The following is a 21,531-nucleotide window of genomic DNA, read 5'->3' as shown; positions in this document are numbered from 1 at the left end:
CCTTCGTCATGTACTACGGCACCTGCCCGCTGCACGCGGTCCGCAATGACCTGACAGCAGCCGGATTCACCGTGACGACAGTCCCTTTGACGGCCCTTGGCCGACGCGAAGATGGCAGCCCGCGCTGCCGGCTTGTTCTCGCACGCAGAACTTAGGTGTCCAGGTACGGGCGAACTCGATAGAGCAGGTGCAGCACCTGTCGCCCCGGATCACGGTGCGGTCAAGGCCCGATCTGGGTGAACGGAGCCTTCATCCGATATCCGCTTCTCGGTATAAGAGGTCGACCCCCGCTCCAACGGAGCGCTCTTGCCAACGCGGCTGCTGACAACAGCCGTGGACAGGTCTGGACGATGCTGGACGGAATGACCTCATCAACGCCGCCTGACCAGGTCCAACGAGATGACGGTGGACGGTCCTGGACGATCGTGTCATAACTCGTAATGAGGTCGTCAGCCGTCGTCGCTGAGTTTCGAGAGATCCGGCCACCACGCGGGCCAACGCTGCACGATTAGCCTGAGCGCAGGACTGTGCGCCAGCATGTAGCGGCAATACTGTGGCCACCCGTGCAATGTTGGAGCAGACGGAGTCCACGCGTGGGCTTTAAGTCCCGAACTCAACGTATCGGCAAATGCCTCGGCCAGGGAGAGCACCTGGTGTCGGCGCTTCCCACGGTGGGGGCAGGGCTTGCCATCGTAGAAATAGGCGCGCAAATCCGGGTGCGCCACCAACTGAAGCAGGACCTCCCGCATACCGCTCATGACCTTATCGTGGACTTCGGCGGCGGCAATCCCGTTTTCGATTTCGGCCTGGCGAGCGACTGCGGCGGTTTGTTTTGCGACAGCGCGAGTTTGCCAGGCCAGCAGTAACAGAGAGATAGCGAGTCCGATTAACGAGCCGATGCCGAGGATGGTAGTCAGCAAGGCGAGCCCTCCCTTCTGCCACGAGAAACGCTCATCAGGAGGCTTAAGTTCCGGGTGAGCCTTTCTCCTGACACGCCCCGGCGTCCGACCTGACGACAACGGTGACGACAACGTCGGCCACCATGAGCGCACCTCGGCATCCGAGCAGCACCGCTGACCTCGGCGCAGACCGGGGGAGCAGGGTGGTTGTTTCGCCGGAAAAGCGGAAGGTCGTCTTCCGTGCCGCTTCTTGTGTTCGAACCTGGCGGCCCAACGGCCTTGCGTTTTGGCACCGAACAGCGAGAGCGGCTCGTTGGTAACGGCTGGCAAGCCATCCTTGGACCCTACGACCAGGATCGGCTGGAGCACCGAGAACTGTGATCGTGTTCTGTGGGTGTTCCGTGAGAGCACGTACGACAGTGAGAAGCCGCCGCAGGTATCGAGAAGCGTATGCCCTGGTTGAAGGCCCGTTTGGGCAGTCGGCCCAGGTGGGCCAACAGCACGACGCAGAACACTGCACGGTGCCGCCGGCCAGAAATTGGGTCTTTCGCTTACACGTTTCTCCCGATAGCCTACACTGCTCGACAGTTTGATCTTCAAGGGGAGGCATTGGCCGATCAGCTGGCATTGATGGTGGGCAACTCGCGCAACTTCCGGTTTCTTGCCGAGCCGGCTTTACTGTTAGCGGGAGACGCGGCCGCAGCCGAGCTTTACGTCGACTCTGACCCAGACGCGGCGATGGGCAAGGCACGCCGATTCGGAGAAACGCTGGCGAAGATAATCGCTCAGCGTGCGGGGATCAATTCCAGGAGGGTAAGGGGCCAGGCGGGACGGATAGATGAACTAGCGAATGCTGGAGTGATTCCAGATCATATTCGTCAAGCCTTCCACACAGTTCGTGAAAGTGGCAATGAGGCTGTTCACGATTACTCCGGCGATAGGCAGAAGGCTGTGTCCGCCGTTGCGGCATGCTTCGAGCTCGGCGCCTGGTGGTATCGCACGGAAACAGGTAAGGAAGTTACCCACTCTTTCGAGGCGCAGGCCCCGGCTTCGACGTCGTTTCGGGATATGCTTAGTGATATCGAAAATCAACTGTCACAGCTTCAGGCCGCATTCGAGGCAAATACTCAACCAAAACGAAACAGGCTGAGGGTAATCGGTGTCGCCATCGGGACAGTCGGGATGGTTGCTGCTTTAGTGTACTCGACGGGGGCATTTCTGCGGCCATTTGAGAGCAAACCGGCCGGAAACACCTCGGCTACCCAAACCCCACCTTTCGAAACACCTGTGGCGGCGGTGACCTCATTCGCGCCGGTCAGCTGCGGGGACTCCGGTTGGGTGGTGGTGAACCGGAGCAGCGACCAGTTCCCGTACTCGCCGGATAAGGCGCCAGCCGACGCGGTGTTAAGCAGCGGGGGCCGGATTACTGTGACAGTCCAGGGACTCAACCGCAGATCTGTGATCCTCCAGAAGATGAGAGTCGAGGTTATACGGCGTTCTCCGGCAGTATCCGGCACCTATCTCCCGCTGGGTTGTGAGGGCGGAATGACGCCCCGCCATTATGTTGTAGACCTTGACGCTGCCGTACCACGGGTCGTACCCGAGCGTGATAGCGCCCCTTTTCCATACAAGGTTAGCGAGATCGAGCCAGAGCAGTTCCTGATAACTCCTGAGGTTGGATCGGGTAACGTTGAGTTTCGCTTGATCATCGAATGGACGTCCGGCGACCACCAGGGCGAACTGGTGCTACCGGAATCTGGGAAGCCGCCGTTCCGGGTGACCGCAACGACAGCGTCGCGGCGATTTTGTATGGATCCCACCCTCTCGATGTGGAGGCCATCATGCTGAAGAAACTGACTTCAATATTAGCAATCCTCGTCGCGACATCTTGCACTGCAAGCTCAACGCAAACCCTCCCCATATCGTCAGCTGTATCGCCCACTCTGTCCAGACGCGAATCGTTCCAGGCTTCAAAGTGGACAAAGGTTCCACCGATAAAGGCGCCTGGGTTAGGCCCGGACAAGCAAGAAGTGGGATGGAACGGCGGGCTGCTCCTAGCTAGTAGCACGGGTAGTGGTAACGAAGGCCGAGACGAGGGAGTCTACGCCTCCAAGGACGGCCTAAACTGGCATCGTGCAACACCAGAGAAGATGATCGATTGCTACAGCTGCAATCGAATAGTGGCCGGGTATGGCGAAGCCGCCTATCTGCTCGGCTGGAACTCGCACAACAGGCTGGTGGTTTGGCGAACCGAGAACGGTGAAGCCTGGAAAGCGATTCCTCTGACAATGGAGGATCTCAACGTAGACTCTCCTATAGGTATTCGGACCACGATTGCAGCTGGACCTTTTGGCGTCATCGTCGTCGGTTACGACACCTATTATCCTGACAACTATCACGGGGTCTACGTCTGGCACTCTTATGATGGTCGCGTCTTTGACATGAAAAAAATTCCATACCCCCCCGACGAGATGTCCTGTTGCGCAGTAGCTGAAGCGACTCCACACGGCTTTCTACTGAGCATGAGCTACAGTGGGGGGACTAGGGTTCTCTCATCCCAAGACGCCGTTCACTGGCAGGGCATCGGCGCGGACCTCAAGCAAGTTGACGCCGTTCAACACATGAGCGGAAATGCGTCGACCGTGGTCGCATTCCCATATAACCCAAAACCCGGAGAACCGCAGGTTTGGTACCATCGTGAGGGCGTATGGCGACCCGGCACCATCGATCCAGGGCAACTGCCTGACGCCGGCGTGGTACCGGCGAGCGAACGTCGTATCAACGCGGTACACAACTGGGGCAGCGGATTCATTGCGATCGGAGACACGGCCGTTGGAGAAACTCAAGAGGACGCCGGATTGGTCTGGTACTCGGTGGACGGCTCTTCATGGACCCGTATGCCAGTTCGTGAAAACGAGTTCGACACCACCTGGGCCCTTATGGACGTAGCAATATATAAGAATATTGCCGTTCTGGTCGGTTGCCGGCCCGAACCGGGATATTTCATTATATGGCGAGCGAATGCTCCGCAGGTACCAAAGTTCTGATCCCGGACTTCAATGACAACAAGGCTCACATAAAGCCAAAGGGCGCCGCTGGTACGCCTGGGCCTGGACTTGCAACGACAGCCACCGGCCCGGTCACCGATGGCTGCTAATGCGCCGCAACCCGGCCACCGGGGAACTGGCCTTCTACCCCTGCTACGTACCCCGACCGACACCGCTGGCCGCCCTGGTACGCATCGCCGGCATCCGCTGGACTGTTGAGGAGTCCTTCCAGGCCGCCAAGGGCCAGGTCGGGCTGGACCACTACCAGGTCTGCAGCTGGGATGGCTGGCACCGCCACATCACCCTGGCGATGCTCGCCCTGGCCTTCCTCGCGGCCCTGGCCGCAGCACAGCCCGACGGTGACGAAGAGCATCTCGCCCTGACGATGCCCGAGATCCGCCGCTTCCTGGCCGCCCTCACCCTCACTCGACACCGCCGGACCGAGGAGATCCTGCACTGGTCACACTGGCGACGCCGCCATCATGCCACCGCCCGCCGATGCCACCACCAGCGCAGATCACAAACGCAGAACACCCAGATCTACGAGGGCATCAACCAGATCCAGCGCATGGTCATGGCCCCCCAGCTCCTCAAGTAACCCCTGATTCGTGACGGCTCCGCCTTCCTCTTCCGAGCGGTGAGGGAAGATTTCTCCGGGGCCGTGTCGATCCGCGGGCCGCTCGTTCGACGTAGGGGTGCGAGGGCCGAGAGGCGGCCCCGCCGGACGAGGAGAACGCGATGTCGAAGTACCTGTTGATCATGCGGGGCACCGATGAGTCGAACGCGGCCATGATGGCCGACATCGAGGAGTTGATGGCCAGGACCCACCGCTTCATCGAGGAGACGGTCAAGGCCGGCGTTCTCCTGGCGGCGGAAGGGCTGGACGATCCGGGCCAGGGCGTCGTGGTCGACTTCAGCGGCGAGACCCCGGTGGTCACGGACGGGCCGTACGGCGAGACCAAGGAACTGTTCGGGGGCTTCTTCCTGCTCGACGTCGCCTCGAAAGAGGAGGCGGTCGAGTGGGCCAAGCGGGTCCCGGCGGCCCCCGGGTCGAAGATCGAGATCCGGCGGGTGCCCGGGAGCGACGAGGTCCCGCAGGTCGGCGAGTGACCAACGAGAGCAGGGGCCGGATCTGATGGGTACGGCCGATGTCGAGGCCGTCTGGCGGATCGAGTCGGCGCGGATCGTCGCCGCGCTGACCCGGTTCACCGGCGATTTCGGGCTGGCCGAGGACGCGGCCCAGGAGGCGGTGGCCGAGGCGCTGGTGTCGTGGCCGCTCGCCGCTCCGGCGAATCCGGCCGGCTGGCTCATGGCCACGGCCCGGCGGCGGGCGATCGACGCGATCCGCCGCCGGACCGCCCTCCAGGACCGATACGCCCTGCTGGCGGCCCACTCGGCGGCTGAATCAGCGGTCGAGGAGGAGATCGATCCCGACAGGATCGATGACGACGTACTGGCGCTGATGTTCGTCAGCTGCCACCCGGTGCTCTCCCCGGAGGCGCGGGTGGCGCTGACCCTGCGCGTGGTCGGCGGCCTGTCCAGCGAGGAGATCGCCCGCGCGTTCCTCGTACCCGTGCCGACCGTGCAGGCCCGCATCACCCGGGGCAAGAAGACGATCGCGGCGGCCGGGGTGCCGTTCGAGCTGCCGCCGGCCGCCGAGCGCCGGGAGCGGCTGGGCGGCGTGCTCAGCGTCCTCTACGTGATCTTCACCGAGGGGTCGACGGCCACGTCGGGCGACCGGCTGCTGCGCCCCGACGTCGCGTACGAGGCGATCCGGCTCTCCCGCACGCTGGCCGCGCTGCAGCCGGACGAACCGGAGGTGCACGGTCTGCTGGCGCTGTGCGAGCTGACGGCCGCGCGTTTCCCGGCCCGGACCGGCCCGGACGGTTCGCCGGTCCTGCTCGACGAGCAGGACCGGCGGCGGTGGGACTACTCGGCGATCCGCCGTGGGCTGGCCGCGCTGGCCAAGGCGTCGGCTCGCGGCCTCGGCCCCTACGGCCTGCAGGCCGCGATCGCCGCCGTCCACGCGTCGGCGCCCTCGGTGGAGGCGACCGACTGGGACCGGATCGTGGTGCTCTACGAGGCACTCGGCCGGGTCGCGCCCTCGCCGGTGGTCGAGCTCAACCGGGCCGTCGCCGTCGCCATGGCCTCGGGCCCGGCGCAGGCCCTGGCCATCGTGGACGAGTTGATCGCCTCGGACCGGCTCCCCGGTTCGCATCTGGTCCCGACCGTACGCGGTGAGCTGCTGGCCCGGCTCGGACGGCGACCGGAAGCGCGCGCCGAGCTGGAGCTGGCCGCCCGGCTGTGCGCCAACCAGCGCGAACGCTCGGTGCTGCTGCGCAAGGCGGCCGCGCTGAGCTGACTTCTCCGGGCTGACTTCTCCGGGCTGACTTCTCCGGGCTGACTTCTCCCGCTCCGCGGTCCGGTGGCGGTGGTTCTCGCACCTTCAGGTGAGCGGACCCTGACGAGGCACTTCTCCGCGGCGTACGGCTGTCGCCGCCACGAGGGCGAGGGCGGCGTATCCGCAGGTGACGGCCAAGCCCGCCCATGGCGGGAGCGGGTAGTAACCTCCGAGCAGTGAAGGGATCACGTCCACGTGCGCGAACGTGGGGACGCTCTGCGTGATCGCGAAACCGGCGGCCGGGGTGATCGTCAGCAGCCATGACGGCAGGCCCACGGTGGCCAGCAGGTAGGGCACGACGACCAGCGCGACGGCCAGCCCGACGGCGACGACGGTCCGTCTGACCAGCGCGGCGAGGCCCAGAGCCAGTACGGCGGAGGCCGCGGTCAGCGCCGCGTAGCCGATGATCACCCGGAGTTCGGTGCTCAGGGGGATCGGCTGGACCGGGTTCTGATGGGCACGCAGTATCGCCAGGCCGACGGGGACCACGACCCCCGCGGCCACCAGCCCCGCCGCGAACGCGACCGCGCCGACCACGATGGCCTTGGCCGCCAGTGGCCGCGCCGGCTGCGGCAGGGTCCTGATCCGAGCGCGCCGGTGCTCGGCCGTGAAGAACGTGACCGCCGCCACGAGCACCGGGATCAGTCCCAGGGCCCCGCCGGTCAGCATGAGGTCGGCGCGTACGCCGCCCTCCATCGTGGCGGGACCGATGTCGCCGCCCCCGGTCACGACGAACCTGCCGCCGGACTCGACGGCCCCGCCCGGGTGGTGCGGCGTCCTGCCGTCGGGCTCCATGACGGCGCCGACGTCGTCGCGGCGCCACGGACCGTCGGCGCCCTGCAATGTGATCTGGTCGAAGGTGGCGGTGGCCTGGGCGAAGGCCTCTGCCGTCTTCCACAGCACTCCTGGCGAGGTGGCGAACAGCCCGATCTCGACCGTCTCGGGCAGCCCGGTCAGCGTGGCCGCGCCGACCTCGGTCCACGTCCTGCCGTCGTCCGACTCGTAGCCGGTGACGGTCTCGCCCGACCTGGTCAGTCGCAGCCACCGCGGGCCGTCGTGAGGATCACCGGCCACGTCGTGGGTGTAGTCGTACTGCATCCGTACGCCGTGCTCTCCGGTGAGCATCACGGCGGCGTACGGTGTGCCCTGCTTGAGGCTCTGCCTGACCAGGAGCCCGGCCTTCGCCCACGGCACGACCCCCTCCTTGACATTACGCACCCCGGGGACGGCGTCCGGCATCCGCATCTGCCCGGTCAGGTCCGACACCCGGGCGGTGACGGCGCCGTTCCCCTTGAGCGGCTGGTGCACGAAGTAGTACTTGTCGCTGACCGCCGTGCCGTCGGGGCCCACCAGAGGCGCGGGGCAGGGGCCCTCGCCCTTCCCGGTCACGCACGTGCTGCGGACGCCCCCGGCGATCAGCAGTCCGAGCGACACGGTGACCAGCACGGAGGCCGCCATGGCGAGCACCCAGCCGCACCTGGTGCGGAACCTGGTCCACTCCGCGTGCAGCGCCCGGGGGAAACCGTCCTGCCGGCCGAGCCGGCGAGGCTTCAGTGGATTCATGGCGACGGTTGTACGGGGCACCCGGTTCCAGCCGGGTCGCGGCCGCCGCGACCTGGCTGCGACCGGGGAACTGGCATGGTGGAGACATGGCACCTCGACCCGGCCGCTCCGCCCGCCCGACGGTCGGCGGTGAGCGGCGGTGAGGGTCCTCGTCGTCGAGGACTTCGAGGTCCTCGCCCGCTCCATCGGAACCGGGCTGCGCCGCGAGGGCATGGCCGTCGACGTCGTCCTGGACGGAACCGCCGCCCTCGACCGCCTGGCCGCCATCCGCTACGACGTGGTGATCCTCGACCGCGACCTGCCCGGTGTCCACGGGGACGAGATCTGCCGGCGGCTCGCCAACAGCCGCTGCGAGACCCGCGTACTGATGCTCACCGCCTCCGGCACGATCGAGGACCGCGTCGACGGGCTCGGCCTCGGCGCCGACGACTACCTGCCCAAGCCGTTCGCGTTCGCCGAACTGGTCGCCCGCGTCCGCGCCCTGGCCCGCCGCGCCACCCCGCCGCTGCCGCCCACCCTGGAATGCGGGGACATCACCCTCGATCCGGCCCGCCGTGCCGCGTCCCGGGCGGGCCGGCGCCTCGACCTGAGCCCCAGGGAGTTCGCCCTGCTCGAATGCCTGCTCGCCGTACCCGGCCTGGTCATCTCCGCCGAGGAACTGCTCGAACGCGTGTGGGACGAGGCCGCCGACCCCTTCAGCAGCGCCGTCAAGCACACCATGCACCGGTTGAGGGTCAAACTCGGCGACCCGCCCGTGATCGAGACCATCCGCGAAGGCGGCTACCGCATCGGACCGGCATGACCTCCCGGCGACTCGCCAGAAGGTCCCTGCGGAAGCGGCTCGCACTCGTCTACGCGGCGGGCGTCTACGCCGCGGGAGTCCTGGTGCTCGTCTTCGTCGACCTCCCGCTCGCCGGCATCCAGGAGACCAGACCAGCGGGCCTGCCCGAACCGAGCACCGTCACCGAGACGGAGTCCGGGATCGGCCTGCCCCAACTCCTCACCGGGTCCGCCGTCGCCCTGGTCGTCCTGGTTCCCGTCGCCCTGGCCCTCGGCTGGTACGTCGCCGGCCGGTTCCTGGACCCGCTGCGCGCCATCACCGCCACGGCTCAAATCATCTCCGCAGGGAACCTCCACCGGCGCCTGGACCTCGGCGAGCCCACGGACGAGCTGACCGAACTCGGTCACACCCTGGACGACCTGTTCGCCCGGCTCGAAGCCTCCTTCGACGCCCAGCGCCACTTCGTCGCCAACGCCTCCCACGAGTTGCGCACCCCTCTCGCCGGCCTGCGCACCCTCCTCGAAGTCGCCCTCGCCGACCCTGACGCCGACGCCGGCACCCTGCGCTCGGCCTGCCAGGAGGCCCTCGCTCTGGGCGGATACCAGGAGCGGCTCGTCGAAGCACTGCTCGCCCTGGCCACCAGCGAGCGCGGCGTCACCCGCTGGGACACCCTCGACCTCGCCGACGTCGCCGGAGGAGTGCTCGCCTCCCGTCGTGACCAGGCGACGCGGAGAGGCGTCGACCTCGCCGCCCACCTGACGCCCGCGGTGACGTCCGGGGACCCGGGACTGATCGAAAGCCTCGTCGCCAACCTCGTCGACAACGCCATCCGCCACAACGACGCAGGCGGGCACGTGAAGGTCACGACGTGGACCTCCGGCACGCAGGTGGCCCTCACGGTCGTCAACAGCGGGCCGGTCGTCCCCGAGGACCAGATCCAGCGCCTTTTCCAACCCTTCCAGAAACTGGCGCCCGAACGGCACGGCCGCGACGGGTACGGCCTCGGCCTCGCCATCGTCAGTGCCGTCACCCAGGCTCACCACGCCACCCTGGCCGCCCGCGCACGCCCCGAAGGAGGCCTGTCCATCACCGTGCGGTTCACGCACGGTTCTCCTCCAAGCCAGGGACAATGAGGGCGCCGGACCGGTGAAGGAGGGCGGGGACCGTGTGACGCCGGACCGGCCCGCTTGTGACCCGCGCTTCCGAGACCCGGACACGACGAGGGAACGATGACCTGGGAACAGCACGCCGCACGGCTCGCCGCCGACGTCACCCGGCCCGCCTCGCGCTGGCGCGGGCCGGTGGCCACCACGCCGCGCCAGTTGTTCGTCCCGAGATGGTGGGAACACCGCGGCGGACTCTGGACGCTGCGGGACGGGCCGGCCGACGAGCGGGAATGGCTGAAGGCGGCCTTCTCCGACGTGTCGCTCGTGACCCGGGTCGGGTCGTCACACGCCGACCACGCCACGGGCGAGGATCACCCGGCCGGACTGCCGACGTCGTCTTCGACTCTGCCCGGCCTGGCCGTGCGCATTTACCAGCACGCCGACATCCAGGACGGCGTCGACGTGCTCGACGTCGGCGTCGGCTCCGGGTACGGCGCCGCGCTGCTCACCCGGCGGCTCGGCGATCGGCACGTGACGAGCGTGGACCTGGACGCCTACCTGACCGAGGCCGCGACCGAGCGGCTCGACAGGATCGGCCTGCACCCGCGGGTCGTCACCTGTGACGCCACCGGGCCCCTGCCGGGGACGTTCGACCGCATCGCGGCCATGGTGTCCGTACGGCCGGTCCCGGCGAGCTGGCTGGCGGCGCTGCGTCCCGGAGGGCGCCTGGTCACGACGATCGCGAACACGATGATCATCATCGTCGCGGACAGGACCGGCGACGGCGGCGCCTTCGGGCGGGTGCAGTGGGACCGGGCGGGGTTCATGACGACCCGGCACGGCGAGGACTACCCGCCCGGGCTCAGCGCCAGGTTCGAGGAGATCCGCGACCAGGACGGCGAGGACGTCGGACGCGGCCGGTACCCGATGGTCGAGGTGATCGAGGCGTGGGAGCTCCGGTCGATGCTGGAGGTGACCGCTCCGGGCGTCTCGCACTGGTTCGAGGCGGGTGACGACGGCCGGCGGACGGCGTGGATGGTCCACGCGGACGGCTCCTGGGCGCGTGCCGAGGGCGTGCGCGACGAGGCCCCGCTCGTCCACCAAAGCGGGCCGCGGCGTCTGTGGGACATCCTCGACCAGATCCGCCATCAGTGGCTCGTCGACGGCGGCCTGCCCCTGTACGGGGCATGGGTCACCATCACCCCTGATGGCGCGATCCGGCTGGAGCGCGGGCGGTGGCAGGCCACCATCGCCTGACCGGCCGCCCCGCTGTGAGCACCGCCCTCTTCGCGAATCCTGATATAGCCTCCGCAACGTGACCAAGGGATGATTCGGGCGGTTATGCACGTAATTCCCGCCGATTGCGGAGAAGGGCGCTCCGTTGCGATTTCTCATAAGTAGCCACACGTTTTCGGAGTGCGATTCATCATGAATCCATGAGGCGCGGGTGGCGGATAGCGGGCGGAACGGTCGCGGGCCTCGCCCTGGTGGCGCTGGGAGTGCTGCTGTTCAGGGCCGGCCTTGACGACGCCGACAAGTGGGCCAGCGTCATCGGCGTGTTCGTGGGGCTGCTCGGCCTGGGCCTTTCCGGGTACGGCGTGGTGCTCAGCCGCCGCGCTCTGCGGTCCGACCATCAGGCCACAGAGGTGCGGGTGACCGCGTCCGGGCCGCGGTCGATCGGCACGCGAACCACTTCCGCGAGGGTCTCCACCGGAGACGGCGCGGGCCACCACGTGACAGCCGAGCACGGGGGACACGACCTCCCCGCGCGTACCGAGATCGAGGCATCGGGCGACAGAGCGGTGGCCGCCGAGCACATCTCCGGAGTGGTGACCACGGGCGATCATTCACCCGTCGACAACCGGACGATCAAACTGGAGCCGGGGACGCTGCGCGCTCCGGCCGAGGTGGACCTGCCGGCGAAGCTGACGAACGTCTCCGACGGCCCCGCCGCGGTGTTCGTCGGGCGGGAGAGCGCGCTGACCCTGCTCGACCACGAGCTGTCCGGGGACCGGGCCCGGGTGGTCATCGGCCAGGTGATCCACGGCCTGGGTGGTGTCGGCAAGACCGAACTGGCCCGCCAGTACGCCGTCGCCAACCGGGAGCGCTACCGGTTGGCCTGGTGGATCAACGCCGAGAGCGCCGAGCGGATCCAGGCAGGAATGACCGAGCTGGCCGAACGGCTGCATCCGCCGACGGCGTCGGCCCTGACCGGGGATCAGGCGGCCGACTGGGCGCGGGGGTGGCTGCAGGCCCATGAAGACTGGCTGCTGGTGCTCGACAACGTCGAGGATCCGGCGCATGTGCGAGACCTGCTGGGCCAGCTCCACACCGGGCACATCCTGGTCACCACGCGGCGGCTGGTGCGCTGGCCCGGCGGCGTACGGCCGCTCCCCCTGGAGGTGCTCGACAAGGTCGCGGCGACCGAGCTGATCGCGGCGGTGGGCGAGCGGGACCGGCCCGGCGATCGGCCCGCGATCGAGGCGATCGCCGCGGAGCTGGGGCATCTGCCGCTGGCGCTGGAACAGGCCGGCGCCTACATCCGCGAGTCCCGCATCAGCCCCGATGGGTATCTGTCCCTGTTGACGGCTCGTCCCGCGCACATGTACGCCGCACTTCCCGAGGGAGGAGAGGCCGAGCGGACCATCGCCCGGCTCTGGCGCGTCCACCTGGACACCATCGGCGAGCGCGATCCCTACGCGGTGCGTCTGCTGCGGGTGCTGGCCTGCTACGCCCCCGACGACATCCCCCGTGACATCCTGGGCGACGACGACAGGCCCATGGTGCTGGACGCGCTGCGGCTGCTGCACTCCTACAGCCTCGTCACGCTGACCGAGGACACCGTCTCCGTCCACCGGCTCGTGCAGGCGGTGGTCGCGGGCGAGGACCAGACGAGGCCGGCCCCAAAGGGTGGGTCCGCTCGGGACCTCGCGCTGGCCTGGCTGGCCGGCGCCTGGACGGCTTCGGCGAGGCTGTCCCCGTCCGACGGGCGCCTTCGCCGGCGGGTGTTGAGCCCTCATGTGGAGAACCTGGTCCGTCATCACTCCATCGGAGGCGAACCCCGGGAGCACGACCAGATCTTCCGCGAGGCCGCCCGCCACGAACGCGACGAGGGCAACTACCGGCGCGCTCGCACCTTCGCGTCCCACGCTCTGGCGATCGACAGGGCGACCCTGGGTGAGGAGCATCCGTACACGCTGGGCAGCCGGGGCAACCTCGCGGCGGTGCTGACCAGCCTGGGATGGCTGGAGGAGGCCGAGACCGAGAGCCGGGCGGTGCTGGAGGCGCACCGCCGGGTCCTCGGCGAGGAGCATCCGCGCACGTTGAAGAGCCGATGCATCCTCGCGAACGTGCTGCGCAAGCTGGGACGGCTGGAGGAGGCCGAGACCGAGAGCCGGGCGGTGCTGGAGACGCAGCGTCGCGTTCTGGGTGAGGAGCATCCGGACACGTTGGACAGCCGGAGCTCTCTCGCGATCGTGCTGCGCAGGCTGGGACGACTGGAGGAGGCCGAGGCCGAGCAACGGGCGGAGCTGGAGATCTCCCGCCGGGTTCTGGGCGAGGAGCACCCGGACACGTTGAAGAGCCGGGGCAACCTCGCGAACATGCTGTGTGAGCGGGGGCGGTTGGAGGAGGCCGAGGCCGAGAGCCGGGCGGTGCTGGAGGCGCAGCGCCGGGTTCTGGGTGAGGAGCATCCCGACACTCTCGCCTCCCGGGGCAACCTCGCGACCGTGCTGTGCGAGCGGGGGCGGTTGGAGGAGGCCGAGGCCGAGAATCGGGCGGTGCTGGAGGCACACCGCCGGGTTCTGGGCGAGGAGCACCCGGACACTCTCATCACGCGGGGCAACCTCGCGATCGTGCTGCGCAGGCTGGGACGGCCGGAGGAGGCCGAGGCGCTCTCGTAGAGCGCCGATCCGCGAAGGCGCGGGGTCCGTTACAGTCCTTGTGCACCATGACAATCACGGCACAGGACCTCAACCGCGCCACGCTCGCCCGGCAACTGCTGCTGCGGCGGGAGCCGGTCGGCGTCGTCGACGCGGTCCGGCGCGTGGTCGCGCTACAGGCACAGCAGCCCGCCTCACCGTACATCGCGTTGTGGAACCGGCTCGCCGCCTTCGACCCGGCCGACCTCGACGTGGCGTTCGCCGGGCGGGCGCTGGTCAAGGCGACGCTGATGCGGATCACGCTGCACGTGGTGCACGCCGACGACCACCCGACCATGCACACGGCCATGCAGCCGACGCTGCGCGGCGCGAGGCTCGGCGACCGCCGCTTCACGGAGAGCGGCCTCGGGGCAGCCGACGCCGACGCGCTCCTCCCGGATCTGCTGGAGTTCGCGGACCGGCCCCGCACCAACGCCGAGGTCCAGGCCTGGCTCGCCGAACGGCTCGCCGTCCCGCCGCAAGGCGTGTGGTGGGCGGTGCGGTCGTTCGCGCCGCTGCTGCACGTTCCGATGGGCGGGCCGTGGTCGTTCGGCCCACGGCCGTCGTACATCGCGTCGGGGACGCCGCCGGCGCCGTACGACAGGGACCTGTCCGACAAGTACCTGCAGACGCTGGTCACCCGCTACCTGGAGGGCTTCGGTCCCGCGTCCGTGGCGGACGTGGCGCAGTTCGCCCTGGTGCAGCGGTCCAGGGTGCGCGGCGCGCTGGGCGCCCTCTCCGCCGTACTGGAGCGGGTGGAGGGGCCCGGCGGCGCGGAGTTGTACGACGTGCCGGGCGCGCCGCGGCCCGCCGCGGACACCCCCGCCCCTCCCCGGCTGATGGCCATGTGGGACAGCGTCCTGCTGGCGTACGCCGACCGGAGCCGCGTCCTCCCGCCGGAGTACCGCAGGCTCGTGATCCGGACGAACGGCGACGTGCTGCCGACGCTCCTGGTCGACGGGTACGTCGCGGGCGTGTGGCGCCAGGTCGAGGGCGGAGTCGAGGCGACCGCCTTCCACCCGTTGCCGGCCGAGGCGTGGGAGGGGCTCGCCGAGGAGGCCCGGGCGCTGGTGGCGCTGCTGACCGGCCGGGACACCCGGCTCTACCGCGCCTACGACCGCTGGTGGGCCGACCTGCCCGCCGCAGAGGTGCGGGTTCTCCCCGGCTGAGCCATCTCTTGCTTTCTGCACCCGAACGTCCGTGACGGTGTGCGAAGATGCCGGAATGCCGTACCGGGTACTCCTGGCCGCGGTCGTGACCGCCGCCCCACTCACGATCACTCCCCATGCCGAGGCCGCAGCGGTCAAGCCGGTGATCCGCTACGCCGGGATCGGTTCCTGCCTGCGGAGCGACGGCGGCCGGCACGCGTGCGGGCCGTTGAAGCTGTGGCTGAGCAACGGCCGCGTCGTCGCGCTCCCGGGCGCGCGCAGGACGGTGGGCGACGACGAGTACGTCGCCGCCGCCGTCGTCGCGGTCTCCCAGGACGGCGCCCAGGCGGCGTACTTCGGCGGGAAGGACGGCGTGCTCACGATCTGGACGGCCGCCACCGGCAGGGCGCGCGAGATCCCCCGGGTGACCTGGCCGGACGACCTCCAGATGAACGCGCTGACCCTCTCTCCGGGCGGGCGGTACGTCAGCATGCGCGGCGTCGACGCCTCCGAATGGGAGGTCGACCGGGTCGCCGACACGACCACCGGGAAGGTCTTCACCCTGCCCAGGGGATACCAGACCTGGGACTTCGGCCCCGACGGCAGACGGATGATGGCGGGGAACAACCGCACGGCCGTGCTCTACTCGACCGGCACGTGGTCGGTGAAGCTGCGGCGTTCCGTCTACATGCGGGGCGACCTCGGCCCCGACGGCGTCACCGTGGCCGCCACCAAGTGGACGAAGACCGGCAAGTCCGTCCGGAACATGGTCGTCACCCGCAACCTCGCCACCGGCAAGAAAAGCACGATCACCATCCGGCTCCGTACGGGGGAGGACGCTCTGCGGGCGCGCTGGGACAAGGCCGGTCACATCGACGTCCTGACCCGCTCCGACCGCCGGGTCGGCGGCGAGGAGCGCAGGCTCCACACCTGGTACCGGTTGAACCGGTCGACGCACCGGTTGACGCGGATCGACTCCTTCGTGATCCCGTCCTCCGTGGGAGGCTACGTCCTCCCCACCTGACGCGGTCACAGAACCGTAGTTCCGGGAACTATACTTCTGTTCACTGAGAGTGGAGGCAGGAGTGGTTCCGAAGCCGGAGCGGGTCTTCGACCGGGTACGGGAATGGCAGGGGCTTAACTCCTTCGTATCGGCGGGCGCCTCGGTGGATGCAGGGCGCGGAGCCACGCTCGGGATTGTCAGCGGACGCCGCAGACAGGGCAAGAGCTACCTTCTGCAGGCGCTGGCGGAGGAGACCGGAGGCATGTACTTCGCCGCCACCGAGGCTACGGAGGCGGAGTCGCTCCGGCTCTTCGCGGACGCGCTGGTGCGGCACACGCGTGAGGCGCTCGATCGGCCTTTCCGCGACTGGAACGACGCGGTTGCCGAGCTGTTTCGCAGGTCACGCGGCGACCGGCCGACCCTGGTGGTCGTGGACGAGTTCCCCTTCCTGTCCAGGGTGACTCCGAGTCTGCCGTCGATCATCCAGCGCGAACTCGGTCCGGGCGGCAGCGGCCGGGACAGTTCCGCGCGCCTGGTCCTCTGCGGATCGGCCATGGCGGTGATGGGCGGCCTGCTCTCCGGGCAGGCGCCGCTGCGGGGACGGGCCGGGCTTGAACTGGTCGTCCAGCCCTTCGGTTACCGGGACGCCGCGCGGTTCTGGGGCCTCACGGATCCACGTCTGGCGGTGCTGGTCCACTCGATCGTCGGAGGTACTCCCGCCTACCGGTACGAGTTCACCCAGGGGGACGCTCCCGCCGGTCTGGACGACTTCGACTCCTGGGTCGTCAGAAGCGTCCTGAACCCGCAGAAGCCCCTCTTCCGCGAGGCCCGCTATCTGCTCGCTGAGGAGTCGGACATCCGAGACCCGGCGCTCTACCACTCCGTGCTGGCGGCGATCGCCAGTGGCAATACCACGAACGGCGGCATCGCGAGCTATATCGGACGCAGGTCCGACCAGATCACGCACCCTCTCAACGTGCTGGAAGCCTGTGCGCTGGTCACCCGTGAGCCGGATGTCTTCCGCCCGGGCCGTTCCCGGTACCGCATCGTGGAGCCTCTGATCACCTTCTACGAGGGGGTGATGCGCCGCCGGTGGCCTGAGCTGGAGGCTTACCGCGGAGAGATGGTGTGGGGCTCGGTGCGCGAGACCTTCCAGGCCCAGGTCGTGGGCCCCCACTTCGAGGCCCTGTGCCGCGCCTACGCCCAGGCCGCCGGCGAGGAGGTGTACGGCGGCTTCCCCGCCGCGGTCGGCGCGGGCGTCGTGAACGATCCGCAGAACCGTACGCAGATAGAGATCGACGTGGCCGTCTTCTCTCCTCCCGAGGGAGGCCGGGCGGGCAGGCTGCTGTCCCTGGGGGAGGTCAAGTGGGGTGAGATGATGAGCCGTCACCACCTGGCGCGGCTGGCCCGCGCCCGCGACCTCCTGGCCGCCAAGGGGTACGACACCAGCGGCACGACCCTGGCCTGCTACGGCGGTGCGGGTTTCACTGAGGAGTTGCGGGCCTCGGCCGCATCCGATGACGGCCTCCGCCTGGTCGGCCTCGACGAGATCTACGGCATCGTCTGACGGAGATCATCGCCTGCGTCCGTCCTGACTGCTGGTGCGGGTATCGGTTCGGGCCATGGGCGTTACCACGCGTCCCCGGCGTTTCTCCGCTCCCGCTGATGACGATCAAACGGGCAATCCTCACCGGAGCATTGCCGGGTCATACGGTGGCTTTACCTGCGATGCCGCATCGTTGAGGGTGCTCAGCGGTTCTCAATCCATGCCAATCCGGACAGACGGCTCTCGTGATCAGGCCTGTCCGGCGACCGGGGCGTCCTTCAGGAGCTCCCCGAGCGCGAGCCGTACGGTCCGGACCTGCCCGCGTCTCGTACGGGCGCTCCGCTGGCCGGCCGCGCTCGCGGCGGGGGGTCTCGCGGCCGAGGCGATGGGACAGCGGATCCCCGCGCCGCACCTGCTCGTGCCGATGGCGCTGGGCCTCTGCCTGGCCCTCACCGGCGTGATGCCCGACAAGGCGCCGCGGTGGGCGAACCGGGTGGCCCAGGCGCTCCTCGGGGTCCTGCTGGGCACGCACCTGAACCCGCACGCCCTGAGCGACACCGCCGGTGCGGTCGTCCCGCTCACCACCGTCACGGGAGCCGCCGTCGTCATGGGCGTCGGCGCGGCGGCGATCCTCGCCCGCCGCGCCGGGGTCGACCGGGCGAGCGCGACCCTGGGCATGGTGGCGGGGGGTTCCACCGCCGTGGTCGCCTCCGCCGAGGAACTCGGCGCGGACACCCGGCTCGTCGCGTTCATGCAGTACTTACGGGTCGGCCTGGTCGCGGCCACCGCTCCGGTGATCATCGACTGGGTCGCCGGCGGAACGGGCGCGCGCGAGGCGCCGGTCGCCGGCCGTGAGTGGGGGCGGTTCGTCGCGGGCGACCATCAGTGGGTGGGGCTCCTGCTCCTGGCGGCCGTCGCGGCCCTCGGCGTGTTCCTGGGCAGGAAGACGCGGCTGCCGTGCCCGGCGCTGCTCGGCCCGATGCTCCTCACCGCTCTGGGCACGGCGCTGGTCACGTTGACCGGCACGCTGACGGAGATCGTCCCGATGGACGCGCCGCCGGCGTACGCCCCGGCGGGCGCGCTGAGAACTGCCCTGTTCACCCTGGTCGGCCTCGACGTGGGCCTGCGTTTCACCCGGCACACGCTGCGCAGGGTGCGCTCGCTGCTGCCGGTGCTCCTCGCCCTGACGGCGGTGGTGAGCGGGGGATGCGCCGTGCTGGCGGCCGGCCTGGCGCGGATCCTGGACATCCCGTTCTCCGACGCCTACCTGGCCACCACGCCCGGCGGGATCAACGCCGTGCTGACCACCGCCGTCGTCACCGACGCCGACGTCTCCCTGATCTCCGGCGTGCAGAGTTTCAGGCTCTTCCTCATGGCGCTGCTCGCACCCCTGCTGGTCCGGGTCGCCCTGTCCGTGCTCAGCGCCCCCGCGCGGCCCCGCCGAACCGCCGCGCCCGCGCCCGCGCCGCCGAGGGCACGGCTCACCTCCGCGAGATCGGGCTCTCCATGATGCCGCCTGATGCGGGGGGCGTCGGGTCAGAGGACCGGTGGGTCGAAGTCGAAGTCGAGCCGGCGGCCCTCGCGGGTCGCCACGGCGTCGGGGTGCTCGGGGCCCAGGACCCGGACGTACCGCTCCAGCGTGTCGGCCAGCAGCGTGTCCGCCGCCTCGGCGTCTCCCACCGACCGCAGGTCGATCACGTGGTTGGCGGCGGCGGCGAGGGTCAGCGGGTGGTTCTCGCCCAGCAGCGCGCGTAGCCGCGCCAGTGTGTCCTCGCCCAGCTCCCTGGCCGCCTCGGCGTCGCCCAGGGCGGCGAGGTCGCTGGCGAGGTTGATCGCACAGGTGAGGGAGAAATGGTGGTCCCGGCTGAGGCGGCCGTCGAATCCGTCCAGCGCCCGGGCGTCCATGTCCCTGGCCTGCTCCGCCTGACCGTTCACCCGCAGCAGCAGCGCGAGGTTGGTGTCGCAGCCGTACTTGAACGGGTGGTCTTCGCCGTACATGCGCGGATAGCGGGTGGTCATGTCCTCCAGCAGTTCGAGCGCCGCGCCGGTCTCGCCGTAGGCCCGCTGGGCGTTCGCCAGGCAGAGGGCGGCGGCCAGGGTGTCGGGGTGGTCGACCTCCTCGAAGATGCGCTCCTGCAGGTCGTAGGTGCTGCGGGCCAGCTCCAGAGCCTCCTCGATGTGGCCCGCCCGGCGCCTGGCGATCGACAGGTCCTTGGCGGTCCGGAGCGTCCAGGGATGCTCGCGGCCCAGCTCCAGCACGCCGTAGTCGTAGGCGTCCTGGCCGATGTCGCAGGCCTGGCGGTACTCGCCGTTGAGTCGCAGCAGCCGGGCCAGGCCGTTCCAGGAGGCCAGCACGTTCTGCTTGCTGGAGCCCGACCGCTTCTGCAGGGTGAACGTCCTGGACTGCAGCTCCAGCGCCGTCGCGTAGTCGCCGAGCAGCAGGTAGTCGAGGGCCAGGTTGTTCATGGCCCGCAGGGTCCGCCGGTGGGACGGGCCGAAGACCGCCTCGTGCCTGCGCAGCGACTCCTTGTCGTGCTCCAGCGCCGCCTGGAAGTCGCCGCGGAAGCGGAGGTCGGCCCCGTGGCTGTTGGTGATGAGCAGGGTCTCACCGTCGTCCTCGCCGAGCACGTGCCGCATGCGCTCCAGCACACGCCGGTTCAGGTCGAACGACTCCTGGATCTCGCCAAGTTCCCTGATGATGATCGCCTGGTGGCGCTGGGCGGACAACACGTGCCGATCGTCCTCACCGCTGTCGGCCCGCCAGCGTTCGATGAACCGCTCGACCAGCGACCGGGCCGACAGGAAGTCGCCCGACGAGTAGAGATAGCGGACGATGTTCAGGGAGAAGGCGCGGATGCGCGGATCATGACTGCTCGCCACGTCGGCGGGGGCCACATGGCCGAGCAGCCCCGAGTAGCGCGGCCAGGACTGGGTGTCGTCCGCCTCGTACGGCGCGGCGGCGGCGGCCAGCAGCAGGTGCACCTCCCGCCGGAACGCGGCCCGCTCGGGATCGTCGAGCTCGTCGCGCAGCAGCGCCTGGACCAGCCGGTGGATCTGGAGGGTGCGGCTCTCGGAGTCGATGCGGACCAGCGCGTACCGGCCGAGCTCGCGGACGGCTCCGCTCACCCGGATCGAGTCGGCGAACAGGTCGGCCATCCGCGACTGGGCGGCGAACGGATCCGGCAGCGGCTCGAACACGTCCCGCGGGATCGGCTCGGGGCCGAAGAAGGCGCAGCAGCGCAGCAGCTCCACCGCCTCGGGCGACTTCTCTCTGAGCTGCGCCACCGACAGCGCCCACGCCGCCGTCATCGAAAGCGGATAGTCGGAGGCCTTGTTGATCCCCAGCAGCCGGGTGGTCTGCTCCCGCAGCAGCCGCAGGTACTCGTCGACGGACATGCCCGACTCGACCTGGAAGGCGCCGGCCTGCTCCAGCGCGAGCGGGAGATCGCCGAGCGCCTCGGCGAGCCGGTCGGCCTGCTCCTCGCTCAGCCCTCGCTGCACCCGGCGCAGCAGGAACTCCTTGCTCTCCGCGCGCTCGAAGACGTCCACGGTGACGGTGTCGACCACCCCCTGCCAGCTGTGGTTCCGGGAGGTGATCAGCACGTGCCCGGGACCCCGGGGGATGATGTCGTTGATCTGCTCGGGGTCGTCGGCGTTGTCGAAGATGAGCAGCCACCGGCCGTACGGGTCGCCCCGGCGCAGCGCGTCCCGCACGGCTTCGACGGCGTCCTCGATCCCGCCCGAGACCGCGCTGGGCAGCTTCATCTCCCTGGCGAGCCCGGCGAGTGACGACTTGACCAGCATGGGCTGGTCGGCGGGGATCCACCACACGAGGTCGTACGCCTGCCGGAAGCGGTGGGCGTACTCCATCGCGAGCTGGGTCTTGCCCACGCCGCCGAGACCGTGCAGGGCGTGGGGGAGGACCGCGGCCGTGGTCTCGGTCATGAGGTCGGCCCGCAGTCTGCGGAGCAGGTCGTCGCGTCCGGTGAAGTTCTTGTTCTGCTGGGGAACTCTGCCCCAAATGACGGGCATGCGGCCAGAGTCCGACGAAAAGTGCGAAACCGACACGCTGCCATCCCTTGCCGGGGCCCGATTGGTTTGAACAAAGCTTAGAGCG

The 21,531-nt window shown here is 69.2% G+C and carries 16 protein-coding genes; 13 read left to right on the top strand and 3 right to left on the bottom strand.

Going from position 1 to position 21,531, the window contains the following annotated elements:
* Positions 1-449: 449 nt before the first annotated feature.
* Positions 450-920, bottom strand: coding sequence for a hypothetical protein (locus HHX33_RS26675; RefSeq protein WP_182876996.1), 471 nt, complete (start codon positions 918-920; stop codon positions 450-452).
* 588 nt (positions 921-1,508) lie between these two features.
* On the opposite strand from HHX33_RS26675, the gene HHX33_RS26670 reads away from it, so the two are divergent.
* The 5 genes from HHX33_RS26670 to HHX33_RS26650 all read left to right on the top strand — a co-directional run bounded on the left by HHX33_RS26670 (position 1,509) and on the right by HHX33_RS26650 (position 6,308).
* Positions 1,509-2,747, top strand: a complete 1,239-nt coding sequence (locus tag HHX33_RS26670) for a DUF4145 domain-containing protein (protein WP_182876995.1) — start codon at positions 1,509-1,511, stop codon at positions 2,745-2,747.
* Positions 2,741-3,946, top strand: coding sequence for a hypothetical protein (locus HHX33_RS26665; protein WP_182876994.1), 1,206 nt, complete (start codon positions 2,741-2,743; stop codon positions 3,944-3,946). Before HHX33_RS26670 ends, HHX33_RS26665 begins: the two co-directional genes overlap by 7 nt.
* Before the next feature lie 109 nt (positions 3,947-4,055).
* Positions 4,056-4,544, top strand: a complete 489-nt coding sequence (locus tag HHX33_RS26660; protein WP_182876993.1) for a hypothetical protein — start codon at positions 4,056-4,058, stop codon at positions 4,542-4,544.
* 140 nt (positions 4,545-4,684) lie between these two features.
* Complete coding sequence (locus HHX33_RS26655) at positions 4,685-5,056, top strand: YciI family protein (protein WP_182876992.1); 372 nt, start codon at positions 4,685-4,687, stop codon at positions 5,054-5,056.
* A gap of 25 nt (positions 5,057-5,081) precedes the next feature.
* The gene (locus tag HHX33_RS26650; protein WP_182876991.1) at positions 5,082-6,308 is read left to right on the top strand and encodes an RNA polymerase sigma factor; all 1,227 of its coding nucleotides are present in this window, start codon (positions 5,082-5,084) and stop codon (positions 6,306-6,308) included.
* 84 nt (positions 6,309-6,392) lie between these two features.
* Here HHX33_RS26650 and HHX33_RS26645 read toward each other — a convergent pair whose 3' ends face one another.
* Positions 6,393-7,910 (bottom strand): hypothetical protein, encoded by a 1,518-nt coding sequence (locus HHX33_RS26645; protein ID WP_182876990.1) that lies wholly within the window; start codon positions 7,908-7,910, stop codon positions 6,393-6,395.
* 139 nt (positions 7,911-8,049) lie between these two features.
* Here HHX33_RS26645 and HHX33_RS26640 point away from each other — a divergent pair, with 139 nt between their 5' ends.
* The 8 genes from HHX33_RS26640 to HHX33_RS26605 all read left to right on the top strand — a co-directional run bounded on the left by HHX33_RS26640 (position 8,050) and on the right by HHX33_RS26605 (position 18,924).
* Positions 8,050-8,712, top strand: a complete 663-nt coding sequence (locus HHX33_RS26640; RefSeq protein ID WP_182876989.1) for a response regulator transcription factor — start codon at positions 8,050-8,052, stop codon at positions 8,710-8,712.
* Positions 8,709-9,824, top strand: a complete 1,116-nt coding sequence (locus HHX33_RS26635) for a sensor histidine kinase (protein ID WP_182876988.1) — start codon at positions 8,709-8,711, stop codon at positions 9,822-9,824. Before HHX33_RS26640 ends, HHX33_RS26635 begins: the two co-directional genes overlap by 4 nt.
* 96 nt (positions 9,825-9,920) lie before the next feature.
* Positions 9,921-11,054, top strand: a complete 1,134-nt coding sequence (locus HHX33_RS26630; RefSeq protein WP_182876987.1) for a protein-L-isoaspartate O-methyltransferase family protein — start codon at positions 9,921-9,923, stop codon at positions 11,052-11,054.
* 179 nt (positions 11,055-11,233) lie between these two features.
* Positions 11,234-13,699: a tetratricopeptide repeat protein gene (locus tag HHX33_RS26625; RefSeq protein ID WP_182876986.1), complete on the top strand. Its 2,466-nt coding sequence runs from the start codon at positions 11,234-11,236 to the stop codon at positions 13,697-13,699.
* Positions 13,700-13,746: 47 nt separating this feature from the next.
* Positions 13,747-14,886 carry a winged helix DNA-binding domain-containing protein gene (locus tag HHX33_RS26620; RefSeq protein WP_182876985.1) on the top strand — a complete coding sequence of 380 codons (1,140 nt, stop codon included), beginning with the start codon at positions 13,747-13,749 and terminating at the stop codon, positions 14,884-14,886.
* A gap of 55 nt (positions 14,887-14,941) precedes the next feature.
* Entirely contained in the window at positions 14,942-15,889 is a 948-nt protein-coding gene (locus HHX33_RS26615; RefSeq protein WP_182876984.1) for a hypothetical protein, read from the top strand.
* A gap of 61 nt (positions 15,890-15,950) precedes the next feature.
* Complete coding sequence (locus HHX33_RS26610) at positions 15,951-17,435, top strand: AAA family ATPase (RefSeq protein WP_182876983.1); 1,485 nt, start codon at positions 15,951-15,953, stop codon at positions 17,433-17,435.
* Positions 17,436-17,634: 199 nt separating this feature from the next.
* On the top strand, positions 17,635-18,924 hold the full coding sequence (locus tag HHX33_RS26605; protein WP_182876982.1) for an AbrB family transcriptional regulator: 1,290 nt from the start codon (positions 17,635-17,637) through the stop codon (positions 18,922-18,924).
* A 26-nt stretch (positions 18,925-18,950) separates the two neighbouring features.
* On the opposite strand, the gene fxsT is transcribed toward HHX33_RS26605, so the two are convergent.
* Positions 18,951-21,446, bottom strand: a complete 2,496-nt coding sequence (gene fxsT, locus HHX33_RS26600; RefSeq protein WP_182876981.1) for an FxSxx-COOH system tetratricopeptide repeat protein — start codon at positions 21,444-21,446, stop codon at positions 18,951-18,953.
* Positions 21,447-21,531: the final 85 nt, after the last annotated feature.

Origin of the sequence: Microbispora sp. H10670 (assembly GCF_014161385.1) — a bacterium.
In the GTDB taxonomy this organism is placed as follows: domain Bacteria; phylum Actinomycetota; class Actinomycetes; order Streptosporangiales; family Streptosporangiaceae; genus Microbispora; species Microbispora triticiradicis.
The sequence above is the reverse complement of the archived record's forward strand: the minus strand, read 5'-3'. Positions and strand labels throughout refer to the sequence as shown.